Below are 14,541 nucleotides of genomic sequence, written 5' to 3' on the forward strand. Positions count from 1 at the left end.
TATTAGTTACTTTAAAACAAATAGGTATTAATGAAATAAAAAATCACATTACCGTCAATCTAGTATGTGCGGATGTAGTTTTATTAAACGGTAATCGTTTAGCAACTATGAAAAAGGAGTTTGAGAAAAATCAAACAGTATTAAAAATGATTGACATAATGTATGAAGAATTTAAAGATACTCGTATTAAAGGAAGTTTAATACAACCTGAGAAAAGATTAAAACCTTTATTAGAAGAAGACGTTCTAAAAAGGCAGAAGAAACTTAAATCCAAAAAGAAAAAAGAAGATTTAGGATTATTTGAAGGGCAAATTGATTTTGAAGAGGAACAAGACAGGTTATCTTTATTACAAAGTGAAAAAGAATTAACAAAGTATTTAGAACACGTACACAATAATGCAATTAGAAATAATGATATAAATAATCAATTATTTGCAAATGAAGCAAAAAAATCATTAACAGTTTTAAATATATTTCTTCAAAAATATGATGTGGTTGTAACAAATCCTCCTTATATGGGTAAATCAAATATGAATGAGGTTTTAAAAGAATTTATAAACAATAACTACAAGATAGCTAATAATGACTTATATTCAACTTTTATAATTAGAGTTATGGATTTCTTGGATAAAGATGGTTTTACCGGTATGATTACCCAAGAATCATTTATGTTTATAAAATCATATGAAGAATTAAGAAAATTTATTTTATCTAATGCATATATATATAAATTTGCACACTTAGGAACAAGGGCATTTGATGATATAAGTGGAGAACGTGTCAGTACATCAATGTTTATTCTTAAAAAAACTAAAGAAGCCAATAATCAAAGTATATTTATAAAATTAGATGAATACAAAAACTCATTATCTAAGCTTAAACAATTGGAAAATAAAGATAATTGGTTTTACTTAAATCAAACATTTTTCAGCAAACTAGAAGGTAGTCCGTTTTTGTATTATTTACCAGAAGAAATAAAGAAAATTTTGGGAACTAATTCAACCTTTTTAGAGTTGTTTGGTGAAGCAAAAACAGGAATAAATACCGGGAATAATGATTACTTTGTAAAGTTTTGGTGGGAAATTAATGGAAAATCAGATAGGAATTTTGTACCTTATGCTAAAGGTGGGGGATCAGAAAAATATTATGGTGCTTTAAAAACAGTTGTAGATTGGCGACCTGAAAAAATGAAGGAATACAAAGGTTGTAGATTAATGAACCAAAATCTTTTCTTTAAAGAAGGATTAACTTTTTCTGGTGTGGGTAGTAAAGGTTTTGGAATTAGATATTTACCAGAAGGTCACATATTCGATTCCGGAGGTTCATTTGTCAATATTTTCGATCATGTTGATAAGTTTTATGTACTTGGAATTTTAGCCTCTGATTTTTCGGAATACCTATTAAATCTATTTAATCCTACTATTAACTTTAAAAATAATGATATTCACCGTTTGCCTGCAGTAATAGATATTGAATACCAAGAAAAAATATCTGATAATGTTAAAAAAATTATTCAACTCAAAAAAGAATTGCTCTCATATGACGACACAGAGATAAATTTCGATATTAATAATTACCTTAAAAACGATGGATCCATAAACAGTATTGTGGGAAAATTATTATCTATAGAAAAAGAATATCTTTTATTAGTTGAGAAGAATAATTCTCTCGTTAATGAATTGTATCAATTAAGTGAAAATACCATATCATTTATAAAAGATAAAGTAAAGCAATCAAGAAAAATCATTGATAATATTCCAAATATGGAAGATTTTGATGAATGGTATGGAAAAGAAGGGAAAAATGTAAATAGATTAAATTTAATTAATTATATTGAGGATAGCAATCACATTCCCACATTAATTTTAAAAGAGATTTTCGTAACTTTTTCATCAGTTTTAATTGGACTTGTTTTTGGTAGATGGAAAATACAAGGTTTTGATAATATTCAAAAAGATGGAATAATCATCTTAAATAATGATTTTATTGAAGATGTAATTTATGAATTAATAGAAATTATTTTTGGTGAAGATAACTTTGAGAGAGTGATTGATGAAGAATTACCACTGATATTGGGGAAAGATTTATTAAGTTGGTATCAGAAAGACTTCTTTGAAGAACATATAAAAAAAGAACAATATCAAAACCGTCCAATATATTGGCATATATGTAGTCAAAACAAAACATTTAATGCAATATTGTATTATCATGCACTAAATTCAGATACTCTTTATAAATTAAAATCTAATCATTTAAAACCAATGATGGAAAACCTGAAAGGTGATTTGAGTTTTTATCGTGAAAAGATGAGAACTGCTGATGATAAGAAATCTGCCAAGCAGTTTGAAAAAAGGGTAGTGGAGTTAGAAAAACAGATAAATGACTTAGAAGTATTCGATAAACAAATTGACGAAATCATTGCTTCGGGTTACGAACCAGATATTGATCAAGGTGTTTTATATAATATCAAACCACTGAATCCAATATTGGCTAAGAAAATTGAGAAGTAGATAAATGAGGGAAGGAGGGAAATAAAGGCACCTGCAGTTTTTGTAGGTGCTTTTGTCAAATATGAAAAAATCATTTTATGATATGGTAGCAACTAGTATAAATAATTTATTTCAAAAACGCCCAATTGTCATTTGGGTAGATGAATACCAGTCATTTATTTCTGAATATGAGAGATATATAAAAGAAGAGCATCTTGAGAAATTTATTTTTACAGGTAGTTTCATGCAACTAAGACATATGATAGTGAACTATTCTCCTCACTTTGAAAAAAGAATACTTATTTATTTGCCGATAAAATTTGAAGAAATAAAGCTTTTGAAGGAATATCAATGGTTAGCAGAAATTTTTGATGATACGATAAGGGACTTGCTGGCTAAACATTATAATTTACAGTTGCCGATAAATGAAAATGATCGATTACATAAACAATTACAATACATTAAAGCCAAATGGGATATCTTATCAGAAGATTTGATTGAGAATTTAGATGAAGTAAAACTAGAACAAATAATCCTACAAAACCAACTTACAATGGACGAATTAGATAAAAAAGAAACCTTACTTAAGTTTATGACCGATAAAACCTATTTTGAATCACTTAAAGAATTGGAAAATTTGCAAGCCTTTTTACAGTTAGCAAATGAATATTATGGATTTTTATTTGATGAACAGCAGTCTTATGAAGAAATTGTGGAGGTAATTGCTAGTTCATTAATCCAAACTGAACTTTCACTAAACTCTAAGGAATCTGATTATGAACTGGATCCCAAGATTGCATATCGTCGTAGCGAACTTTTTAATCTATGGTCGAAACATGACTTTTACAGAAATCATTTTAAAGAATGGTCCCAAAAACTTTCATATAAATATAAACAAGAAATTTCGTTAAAGGAAATAGAAGAGTTATACACCATAGAAGGGTTTTCAATTATTGATGAGGAACTTTGGTCACGAGTCGAAAAGCAATTATTATTATCAGGTGAATTAAATATTGAATTATTAAGTTTTGAAAAGATTGAACAATTTATTTTAATTGCGGAATCAAGGGTTACTCGCGCTATAGAAAGCAATTTAATCCAAAAGTGGAAGGCTCTATCAGAGTTATTACAATTTATTAATGAATTAAATAAATTTAAAAATTATGTATCACAAACAGGTAACTTCCAAAATCCTGAAAGTATTATAAGTGAGTATATTAAACAAAACTGGTGGAGCATTGACTTCCATTTTCGTAAGGCACAAGAAAATTATAAACAAAACAACTTATTGATCCACGAACTCATTAATTATGCAAATGGGCAATATATTCATCACTTTTTAAAGCCAATAAACACACAATTTCAAAAAAGTATTGAAAATAAAAATTATTTTTCAATCGATGGGATCCCTCAGCAAAGGTATTTTTGGCAGGAATATATCAATGAGTCAAATAATAAAATTGCCGTAATATTTGTTGATGCACTTAGATATGAAATGGGAATTGAACTTCAACATTTGATTGATGAAGAATGGCAAGTAGATGTGGATAGTATGTTATCATCTTTGCCATCAATTACCAAAATAGGTATGGCTTCTTTGTTACCACTTTCTTCAACAGTGTTGACATGGGAAAAAGAGAAAGATGATCTAATCATATACTCAGATAACACGAAAATGAATAATAAGTCTAATCGTGTAAAATATCTCGAAACAGTTATGGGAACTCATGGGCAAGTCTATAATTTAGATAATTTATATCGTTTTACAGAACAACAGATTAAAATGGATATTGCGGATAAAGAAAAAATCGTTGTATATTCAAATGAAATTGATGCAGCAGGTGAACATATTGAAGATTCTGCAGTAAATATTTTTCCGGAATTATTACATAAAATTAAAATTGTAACTGAAAATCTTTTAAGAGCCGGGGTGGAAAAAGTTGTAATTACAGCAGATCATGGCTTTTTACTAACGAATGGTTTAGAAGGATGGAATGAAATTTCTATATCTGATGAAGTAGATCTGATTAAGAAATCACGTAGATATGCAATTGCGACTAATAAAATTAAGGGTGATTGGATTGTAAAAGAAATTTCTTGGTCTCATCACAAAGGGAATTTATATCAGTATTATCCTCTAAGTAATTATTATTTTACAGCGAATGGCGGCACTAAATTTAGCCATGGAGGAATATCCATTCAAGAGGTGATAATCCCAGTACTTATTATCACTTCAAAGAATAGTTCGAAAGATTTTATTGAGGATCCAAGAATCATACAGCAGCAAACATCTCTTATAGAAGTTAATCAAGCTGAAGATACAGCAAATATTCAAGAACAAATTAAGCACTATTTGATTACATTTGAAGACGATTTATCGAAGCGTGAAATATTCTTATTGAATTGTTTTCTAGACAGTACAAAATGGAGTGAAATGGAACTACTTCAACGTGCAAAATCGAAAGGTATAAAATTCAAAAGTATATTAGTTTCGGAGGCAATGGAGGCATTAATAAATAAGCTAGAGAATCAAGGTAAGAAGTGGTTTACTGTAGAAATGATAAATGGAACAATGTATGAATATTCGTTAAAGTAGGAAGTAGGTGATTGGATGTTGTTAGATATTTCTGTAGGTGAAGCAATTTTACGTGCATTACGAAATGGGTCTGTACCAAGTGTCGGGACAAATTATCTTCTTGCTGGTAATAAAAATGAGAAAAATCATTTGAACAAGGAATTGGATTATATTTCATTTGCAAATAACAATGGTCATGCAGGTTTTAAATTTATTTATGGCCCATATGGTTCTGGTAAATCCTTTTTATGCGAAGTGCTAAAGGAAGATGCTTTTAAAAAGGGGTTTGCAGTTTCGGAAATAGTAATTAGCAAAGCAGTTCAGTTACACAATTTTGAGACAGTATATCAAGCTATCATGACCGGATTAAGAACAGATTCCCAGAGAGAATATTCGTAAGCGTAAAGTAATCCCCACCTGTATTCAGATGGGGATTTCATGTATGCTTTATTTAGATTTTTTAGGAACACAGCATTCCTGCGGAAGCGTCGGTGACCATGGCAGGAATTCAGCTAATTTTGTTTTATCTGTCGTATCTATATTGGGAAGCTCTTGAAACAGATAGCTAAGGTAGTTGAATGGATCCAACTCGTTTTCCTTGGCTGTCTCCACAACACTATAGATGATCGCACTAGACCTTGCTCCTTTTGATGTATTACTGAAGAGCCAGTTTTTGCGACCGATCACAAAAGGTTTAATTGACCGTTCCCCGCGATTATTATCGATCTCCAAACGGCCGTCCTCTAAAAATGCCTCCAACCGCTCCCATTGGTTACGACAATACTTGATCGCTTTGCCAAGTGCGCTTTTTGGCAGTACGCGCGGCATTTGCTCTTTAAGCCATGACAAAAAAGCCTCAAGCACGGGTTTGCTGTGCTCCAGCCGTGCTTGATAGCGCTCCTCTGGACTTGCATCTTTAAGCTTGCGCTCAATTTCAAAAAGTTTATTGCAATAGGCCAGACCTTCCTTTGCTTTGACGGTGGAAGTGCTCGCCGATTCAGGCAGTGCCTGCAGGGCTTCTGTGAATTTGCGGCGGGCATGGGCCCAGCACCCGACCAATTTCACATCGGGGAGGACGTTATAACCCGCATACCCGTCCACATGCAAATATCCCCGGAAGCCGTCCAAAAAACGGCGTGGGTGCTTGCCTGCACGGGTTTGCTGGTAATCGTATAAGACGATTGGTGTATCCCCGCGACCGGTACGATAAAGCCATATGTAGGAAGTCGATGTCGCTGGCCGGTCCGGTTCAGACAGGACCTGCAAGGTTGTCTCATCCGCATGCAGACGATCCTTCTGTAGGAGGTGCTCATGCATCTCATCGTAAATGAGGCTAAGCCAAGTTTGAGCCCCATAAATTGTCCAATTGGCCAGCGTTTGCCGAGGTATGGACACGCCAAAGCGTTCCAGTTGTTTCTCCTGGCGATACAGGGGCATACCTTCTATGTATTTTTGTGTCATGGTATAAGCCATTGACGACGGAGACGCTAGGCTTCCAGGGAAAACAGGTTCCGGCATCTTCGCTGTCACAATAGGTGTGTTCAGTTCATGACGCTCACAGTGACGGCAGCTATATACATGACGCACATGTTCGACTACTTTCACTTGGGCAGGAATGACTTTCAATTCCTTGCGTACTTCTGTGCTCATTTCATGCATGGCACCGCCACAGCACGAACAGACCTGTTCCTCATCAGACAAACGGTATTCGATCGTCTCTGTAGGCAGGTTTTCAAGCATGCGTTTGCGTTGGCCGTGTTGTTTCTTGCGTCTATATGTCATCGTCTCAACGGTAGGCTCTTCCATAGCTGGATCAGCCGTGGACTCGGCTTCGTTGAAAAGGGAGAGCTGGTCCGGATGGGTCTTCTCGCTGGAAGCTCCGAATCGGCGTTGCTGGCTGAGGCGGAATTGTTCCTCATACCATTTTAATTTCGCTTCCAACTCTTCCTTTTCCATTTGGAGCTTTTCGTTGAGCGCTTTGTAATATTCAATTGTGCCTTTTGAAGTCTGCGCTGATTTTTCCATATGTCCAGTATACGGAAAAGAATCCAACTTGCCTAGTATCGAATTCTTTTTTTATTTATTTGTTTTATAGAAGGATGCGTGCCTTCACTTCCTGATGCGCTTGTTTTTGTTCGATTGGCAAGCCGTCCAGCAGCCAGCGCAGCTGGCGTGAACTGATAGACATGGGCGCTGTATCATTCTCCGACGGCCAGTGGAACGTCCCTTTTTCCAGACGGCGATAATGAAGCCAGAAGCCGTTATGTTCCCATTGAAGAATCTTTAACTTGTCCCGTTTCCGGTTACAAAACACGAATAAGCACGGAGAGAAGGGATCGAGTTCAAAGCATTCCTGTACAATAGCGGCCAGTCCGTCAATCGATTTGCGAAGATCCGTACTGCCACGCGCCAGATAGACACGTTCAAACGGGGAATTCATCAACATTGGTGTTGCAGCACCCGAATCACATCGGTTAATAGATCCAGATTGGCACCGGGCCGTACTTCAACGGAGATCGCATCAACGTGTAAAAAGATCGGACCTTGACCTGAAGAGGGCAAGGATTCTTCTACCTGAACAGCCAGCCACTGCGTCTGGACAGGCGTTTCAGTGCAACTGCCACCGCGGGAGAACTGCCTCACCCAATAGTACATTTGGTGAGTTTTGATTCCTTGATCCCGGCACCACTCCGCTATACTCTGTCCACTCTCTTTCCAGGCATCATATCGTGCTTTCCATTCTATTCTTTTTTCTTTTAGGGTCATGGCAAAACCTCCCGAATCATTCTAAGAAGATTATCACACGGATGACCTATGATCGGAATGTGGGTTTTATTTGACGCTTACGAATATTCAGCCATTAGGCAGATATTTCAAGAATGGCTTTCAAAAGAAAAGAAAGACATTCTTCTGAAGTATGATTTAGATCCGGATGAAAATGAAGAAGATGAAATAAGATTAATGGAGTTACTTGAACAAAAAATTAGTGATGAAATTGCAAAGGCAAATGCAACGACTCCCGGTATTGTACAAGCTTTTTATAGTTTCTATAAAGGTTTAATGGATGGTGATAGGCAATTATCAGACTGGGCTTTAGGTTGGATTTCAGGCGATACGAGTATTGATCGTCAGGCTAAATCTAAAATAGGGGTAACAGGAAAAGTTGATAAGACGAATGCATTTGAGTTTTTATTAGCACTACTTCATATTCTAAAATTATCTGGATATAAAGGCCTTCTAATTATTATTGATGAGGTCGAGACAGTTCGAAAAGAACGAAAAGATATTAGGTATCAAGCATTTGAAAATTTAAGATTCTTAATTGATATGGTTAGTAAAGACCGATTAAAAGGATGTTATATGTTATTTACAGGAACGGATGATTTAATTGAAAATGAGGATCGATCAATTAAAGAACATGATGCTTTATATTCTAGAATTAAACCTTTATCTTTACAAAAAAATGAAAGCGTTAGTGGTGTACTTTCAACCCCATTGATGAAATTAAACCGTTTCTCAACTGAACAATTAATAGAAGTTTCATATAAAGTTAGGGAAATCCACGGTATGGTACACAAATGGATACCAGAGACAGTTATTGATGATACATTTATTAAGCAATATGTTGAATCATTTACTGTTGCCTTTGAACAGGAAATAACTGTACTTCCAAGGACATTTTTACGTGAATTTATATTCGTATTAGACGCTGCGAAAGAGGGGAACGATGTCCATTCTCTTTTAAATATTAGTCCTAGTACTGTAGAAAGAATTAAACATAATATAGAAGTTGCAGGAGGACGAGAAACGGCAGTGGATGTGGAGTTATGAGTAAGGGATTTTCTTTATTATCTAAAAGATTACAACAGTGATGCTAGTATAGTTTCATGGACACCCTTTAGTGATATATAATATTAACGAAGGGATGTGTCCTGATATGGGTAACACAAGCGAAAAACGTAAAAGTTATCATGCTGAATTTAAGGAAATGGTGGTTGAGCTTTATCAAACTGGAACACCAGTAAAACAGATCTGCAGCGAATATGGCCTGTCTGAAACGACAATCTACAAATGGATCAGAAAACAAAAACCGGTTAAGCTGGATGACGGGGGCTCTTTTACCCCGGAAGAATTTCTGAACCTGCAAAAAGAATTGCACCGGCTGAAAGAGGAAAACGAAATCTTAAAAAAAGCTATGGCCATATTCGCGAAGAAGTAGATCAAACCACTGTTATATCCATGATTGACGAGATAAGAGCCAAACACCATTATGACCTTAAAACCATGTGTACGGTCCTTGGCGTGCCGAGAAGTACCTACTATCAATCCAAACTCAAGTTTGACAGAGTACACTAAAGAAAAGCCCGAAAATACTGGTGTTTTGGACTTTACCCACAACACGTACCACTACACTTGTTAGTGGCACGTGTCTTTTTCTAATACTCTAGGAGGCGCTTGTGTGACAAGTGCTTCAAATGCTAGATTTGCTTGACCTTGTAATTCTGTACGAACGATTTGCTCTTCACCATTCACGCGTATTTTCGAGGCCTTCACCTGGCTTACATCATGCAAAATATCCTTTACACTTGTTTGGCATCCTATTTCTTTTAGCTTATAGGCCAAAAAGGATTCCATGACAAGCGCAAGGAAACAAACCATGATATGGCCTCGAATACGAGATTCCACTCGATGGTACATCGGGCGAAGTTCTAGATTCGACTTCAGGTTACGAAAGGCTTGTTCCACTCTCCACAACTCTTTATAGGCAAGTGCTGCCTCTTCATCCGTTAATGACGAGTTGGTCCGAATGGCGTACTTTCCGTCAAACTTTTCGTCATTGGATACCTTCTCTTCATCAATTTTGGCCGCTGCTTTTTCTATCGTTAAAAACTTGGAATACGCACGGTTTTTGACGAGTCCAGATGGACCGAGTTCATCAAGCTTCGATTGAAGGTTTTCTAACACGACTTGACGACTCGCTCGATCACGTTCTTCAGCGTCCGGATTGTAACAGAGTACATACGTTTCGCCATCGATTTTCTTTGACTTCACTTTTAGATTCGGGAGAACCTTCTTATATGGCCCACGGATGGATAATAGCTCTTGGGCTTTCTTCGACTTTCGTAATTTGACACCCACAATATATTCCATGCCCAGTTCACGAATTTGATCTAAGTTGGCTTCACTAACCATTCCGCGGTCTCCCACTAGAATGACTTTCTGAATAGGATAGCGCTTCTTCAGATCTCCAACCACCATGCCAAATGTCTTCGTATCATGCATGTTTCCAGGGAAGACTTGATGCCCAATCGGAATCCCTGTTTTGGTCATTAATAAGCCAATCACGACTTGTTTTCGATCTCCACGATGATCTTTGGAGTAACCATAGTGAGCCAGCAGTTCGTCTGCTTCCTCTCCTTCGAAATAGGTGCTTGTCGTGTCGTAAAACACGATATCTACTTCTAATGAAGTTAAATCGGTTAAATGTCCATAAAGTTGTTCCTCAATTTTTTCTTTTTGTTCACTTAAGAAGTCTAATGCACGATAGTAGTGATGGAGTTGAATGTCTGAAAGACCTTCTGCATAAATCTGGTATTATGTCAATAATATGGACACAAAAAATTAAGATTTTCACTTTGAACTCTACCGCGCTTTCGCTTGGTGGCCTCTAGATAAGATTGAGAGTTTCACTCGCAATCTTATCTAGAGGTTGTAATATCTTGATTCCTACTGTAATAGAGTTTTTCATACGCAATAGGAGACATATAATTATTAGAAGAATGAATCCGTTGATCATTATAAAAACTCACAATATATTCAAATATGCTTTGTTCCGCTTGCTTACGAGTTTGATAGTCTTGAAGAAAAACAAGTTCTTTCTTGATTACGCTATGAAACGATTCCATGCAAGCGTTATCGTAACAATTTCCTTTTCTGCTCATACTTGTCTTGATATGATGTTCACGTAATAACTTTTGATAATCTTTAGATGCATACTGGCTACCGCGATCTGAATGATGGACCAACCCTTCCTTAGGTGGTTGAGTTCTTATTGCTCGTTCTAATGCTGTTATTACTAACTCTTTGTTCATTCTTTTACTCATATACCAACCAATAATCCGCCTTGAAAACAAGTCCATTATCGTAGCTAAATACAGCCATCCTTCACGAGTCCAAATATACGTAATATCCCCAACCCACACTTTACCTGGTTTGTCTACTTCAAACTGTTGATTTAATAAGTTCGGATAAACTGGCAAGTTATGCTTCGAATTGGTTGTTGCTTTATACTTTTTCATAGTTTTTGAGCGAATATTGTTCTCACACATAATACGGCTGACCGTCTTTTGTGAGACCTTCGTTCCTTGTTCGTTAAGTACCTTTGTAATTTTAGGACTACCATATAGGCCTCTTGATTCTAAATGTGCACGTTTAATCTTAGCTGTTAGCTTTTCTTTTCGTTTCTTTTGTTGACTCTTTTCACGCTTTTTCCAAGCATAATATCCACTTTTTGCAACACCTAATACTTGGCACATCTTCGCTACACGAAACTCGTGTTGGTGTTTTTCAATGAAGTCATATATTACTTCTGGTTTTTGGCGAAGATGCCCATAGCCTTTTTTAAGATTGCGTTCTCTTCCTCCAAATCCTTTATACGCTTATTTAATTCACGCATAGCTGCATCCTCAGGTTTTAAGTTGCCACTCCCAACAAAACTATTTACTGGATCCTTTTTATAATCACTCACCCATCTATGTAAGGTTTTTGGTGAAATATCTAGTTGAATCGGCTACACTTAACTGGACAATAAAATTAAGGTCAAGTAGACTAAACACCAAATTTGGGTATACTGCTTATTAAACATAAAGGATCCGTACTAGAAACTTTACGTGGAGTGGCGGGGATGCTAGCCTTGTCGGCGAGACAGATGAACACATCATCTGACCTTCCTGGCTGGGAAAGCATGCCCGCAGAGGCTCCATGTCAAGTTTCGTCGCAAACCCACTGTTTTGGTGGTCTACTTCAACACTACCACAGTTAAGGAGAGTTTAAAAATGAGAAACAGACGAACATTCACTGTAGAATTCAAGGCTCAAATGGTCAAGCTTTATGAAAATGGGAAATCAAGAAAAGATATTATTCGTGAATATGATTTAACGCCTTCAGCCTTGGACAAATGGATCAAACAAAGCAAAACATCCGGTTCATTTAAGGAAAAGGACAATCGTTCTCCAGAAGAAAATGAATTGATCCAGCTTCGAAAAGAAAACAAGCGTTTATTGATGGAGAATGATATTTTAAAGCAAGCCGCGCTGATACTAGGACAAAAGTAAATGTGATCAAGAATAACAGACACAAATACTCGATATCAGCAATGTGCGATGTCCTACAACTTCCAAGAAGCACCTATTATTACGAAGCAAAAGAAAAAAGTAATGCAGAAGATGAACTGACAGCTGCCATTCGGGAAATTTTCCAGAAAAGCCGCAAAAACTATGGTACACGTAAAATCAAACATGAATTAGAGAAGCTTAGTATGATTGCCTCAAGACGAAGAATTGGCAGAATCATGAAAGAAAACGGGCTAGTATCAAATTATACGATTGCCCAGTTTAAACCTCATGTAGATAAATGCAATGAATCAAAAGTTGAAAATGTGTTAAAACGAGAATTTGATCAACAAAAAGAATTAACAGTTGTGGTTAGTGACCTAACATACGTTAGAGTAGAAAAAAGCTGGCATTACATCTGTTTATTTGTCGATCTTTATAATCGAGAAATTATTGGTCATAGTGCAGGCCCAAACAAAGATGCCCAGCTAGTCTACCAAGCTTTATCGACCGTGCAAGCAGATTTACGGCAAATTCAATTATTCCACACAGACAGAGGCAATGAATTCAAGAACAAGACAATTGATGAAGCTCTGGATACTTTTCAGATTAATCGGTCGTTAAGCATGAAGGGTTGTCCCTATGACAACGCAGTAGCTGAAGCAACCTTTAAAATTATCAAAACAGAATTTGTTAAGGGTAGATATTTCGAAAATTTAGACCAATTGAAACTGGAATTAGATGATTATGTTCATTGGTTTAATCATATTAGAATACATGGAACACTTGGGTATTTAAGCACGGTGGAGTACAAAGAGAAACACCTCAAAAAAATTGTCTAGTTTAGTGTTGACATACCAAAATTTTAGAGTCAAAAGAGAAATTACCGATCTTTTTTAGTGCTCTAGATTTGTGTCCTTATGCTAAACAATTGAAAAGTTCTTCACCCCAAGGGGCTGAAGGACATTTCCAAAGAAGGGATATTAAGGGCTCTTATCGCTGCCCCATTAGAAGGTATTGATACTTTTACTTCTCTTCACAATCGATTGAAAAATGACCTGCGTTTTCGTTACCAATGTGGTTTAGATATTATCAGGCCTATACCATCCATCTCTACTCTTAGCCGAGTATTTTCTTCACTAACCAAAACTGGACTCGTGAAAAGAATCTTTCAAGATCTCGTCCAGTTAGCTCAAGAGGAAGGAGTAATTGATGGAAAACATCAGGCTATCGACAGTGCCGCCATTGATGCTTACGAGAAGAAGCAGCCTAAGAAGCGAAGTGAACAAACAGGCAACGCCAATTGGGGGGCAAAGTTTGATTCCTTCGGTAATAAAATTACTTGGTTTGGCTATAAGATGCATCTTTCCGTTGACACCAAAAGTGAATTACCAATGGCGATTGAAGTAACCCCTGCGCATATCAACGATGGGGATGTCGCACCACAATTAATTGAACAAGTAAAGAGTTGTACAAACTCTAAAATTGATTTCCTGATAATGGATGGTGGGTACGACCAGCTTAAAAACTACGAATCCGCCAAGAACATCGGGGCTCAAGCTATTATTCCACTCAATTTGCGTAATGAAAAGGAGCCTCCCGAAGGAATTGCCTCCAATGGAACCCCACGCTGTTCTATGGGGTACGAAATGACTTATTGGGGAGCCAATAAGGACCAGCTCAAATTCAGATGTCTACACGCAATCGGAAAAGTGGCTTGCCCATTAGGAATGGCAGCCTGTTCATCCTCCAACTATGGAATGGTAGTAAAAATTAACGTGAATAAGGATCTTCGCCGGTACTCTAATCCACACCGCGATTCCAAACATTGGAAAGAACTTTACAATGAGCGAACCAGTGTAGAACGGTGCAATTCAAGAATGAAAAGTTATCTTACAGCGAACTCCCTGCATGTGTGGGGAATCGATAAAGTAAAAACTCATATTTACTTGAACGCCATCGTATTACTGGTTTCAGCTCTCGCAATGACAAAAGAGAGTAAAAAGCAACACACCGCTTAAAAAATTTTTAAAGCGAAAAATTCTGCAAGTACGCCCAAAAAAGGACAAACAGAATATTTGTAAACCAAAGATACAAAATACCCCAATTTATTTGGGTTTCTTTTAAAACTCTTTTTACTAAAAAT

General features: G+C 36.3%; 9 protein-coding genes and 3 pseudogenes. 7 read left to right on the top strand and 5 right to left on the bottom strand.

The window, feature by feature from the left end; translation table 11 throughout:
- Nucleotides 1–107: 107 nt before the first annotated feature.
- The 3 genes from NSQ61_RS17900 (at nt 108) to NSQ61_RS17910 (ending at nt 5,463) form a co-directional block, all read left to right on the top strand.
- Nucleotides 108–2,510, top strand: coding sequence for an Eco57I restriction-modification methylase domain-containing protein (locus NSQ61_RS17900; RefSeq protein WP_340807765.1), 2,403 nt, complete (start codon nt 108–110; stop codon nt 2,508–2,510).
- Nucleotides 2,511–2,571: 61 nt separating this feature from the next.
- A complete protein-coding gene (locus tag NSQ61_RS17905) occupies nt 2,572–5,085 on the top strand; it encodes a PglZ domain-containing protein (RefSeq protein WP_340807767.1) in 2,514 nt (837 codons plus the stop codon).
- 15 nt (nt 5,086–5,100) lie between these two features.
- A complete protein-coding gene (locus NSQ61_RS17910) occupies nt 5,101–5,463 on the top strand; it encodes a BREX system ATP-binding domain-containing protein (RefSeq protein ID WP_340807769.1) in 363 nt (120 codons plus the stop codon).
- A gap of 48 nt (nt 5,464–5,511) precedes the next feature.
- Here NSQ61_RS17910 and tnpC read toward each other — a convergent pair whose 3' ends face one another.
- The 3 genes from tnpC to tnpA all read right to left on the bottom strand — a co-directional run bounded on the left by tnpC (nt 5,512) and on the right by tnpA (nt 7,830).
- Nucleotides 5,512–7,089 (bottom strand): IS66 family transposase, encoded by a 1,578-nt coding sequence (tnpC, locus tag NSQ61_RS17915; protein WP_445659444.1) that lies wholly within the window; start codon nt 7,087–7,089, stop codon nt 5,512–5,514.
- Nucleotides 7,090–7,153: 64 nt separating this feature from the next.
- Entirely contained in the window at nt 7,154–7,510 is a 357-nt protein-coding gene (gene tnpB, locus NSQ61_RS17920) for an IS66 family insertion sequence element accessory protein TnpB (protein ID WP_048622526.1), read from the bottom strand.
- A complete protein-coding gene (gene tnpA, locus NSQ61_RS17925; RefSeq protein WP_327848417.1) occupies nt 7,504–7,830 on the bottom strand; it encodes an IS66 family insertion sequence element accessory protein TnpA in 327 nt (108 codons plus the stop codon). The genes tnpB and tnpA overlap by 7 nt, the downstream gene beginning before the upstream one ends.
- A gap of 48 nt (nt 7,831–7,878) precedes the next feature.
- Here tnpA and NSQ61_RS17930 point away from each other — a divergent pair, with 48 nt between their 5' ends.
- The gene (locus NSQ61_RS17930; RefSeq protein WP_340807771.1) at nt 7,879–8,895 is read left to right on the top strand and encodes a BREX system ATP-binding domain-containing protein; all 1,017 of its coding nucleotides are present in this window, start codon (nt 7,879–7,881) and stop codon (nt 8,893–8,895) included.
- 106 nt (nt 8,896–9,001) lie between these two features.
- Entirely contained in the window at nt 9,002–9,283 is a 282-nt protein-coding gene (locus tag NSQ61_RS17935) for a transposase (RefSeq protein WP_339193224.1), read from the top strand.
- Between the two features lie 197 nt (nt 9,284–9,480).
- On the opposite strand, the pseudogene NSQ61_RS17940 reads toward NSQ61_RS17935, so the two are convergent.
- A pseudogene (locus NSQ61_RS17940) lies at nt 9,481–10,653 on the bottom strand (IS1634 family transposase); the annotation flags it as partial.
- A 110-nt stretch (nt 10,654–10,763) separates the two neighbouring features.
- Nucleotides 10,764–11,836: pseudogene (locus tag NSQ61_RS17945) on the bottom strand (IS3 family transposase); the annotation flags it as partial.
- 283 nt (nt 11,837–12,119) lie between these two features.
- Here NSQ61_RS17945 and NSQ61_RS17950 point away from each other — a divergent pair.
- Both NSQ61_RS17950 and NSQ61_RS17955 read left to right on the top strand, forming a co-directional pair.
- A protein-coding gene (locus NSQ61_RS17950; RefSeq protein ID WP_340807774.1) for an IS3 family transposase occupies nt 12,120–13,237 on the top strand; the annotation gives its coding sequence in 2 pieces (ribosomal slippage) (nt 12,120–12,363 and nt 12,363–13,237; 1,119 coding nt in all).
- Nucleotides 13,238–13,257: 20 nt separating this feature from the next.
- Nucleotides 13,258–14,416: pseudogene (locus NSQ61_RS17955) on the top strand (transposase).
- The last annotated feature ends 125 nt before the right edge of the window (nt 14,417–14,541 follow it).

Origin of the sequence: Aeribacillus sp. FSL K6-1121 (genome assembly GCF_038003725.1) — a bacterium.
GTDB classification, from domain to species: domain Bacteria; phylum Bacillota; class Bacilli; order Bacillales; family Aeribacillaceae; genus Aeribacillus; species Aeribacillus composti.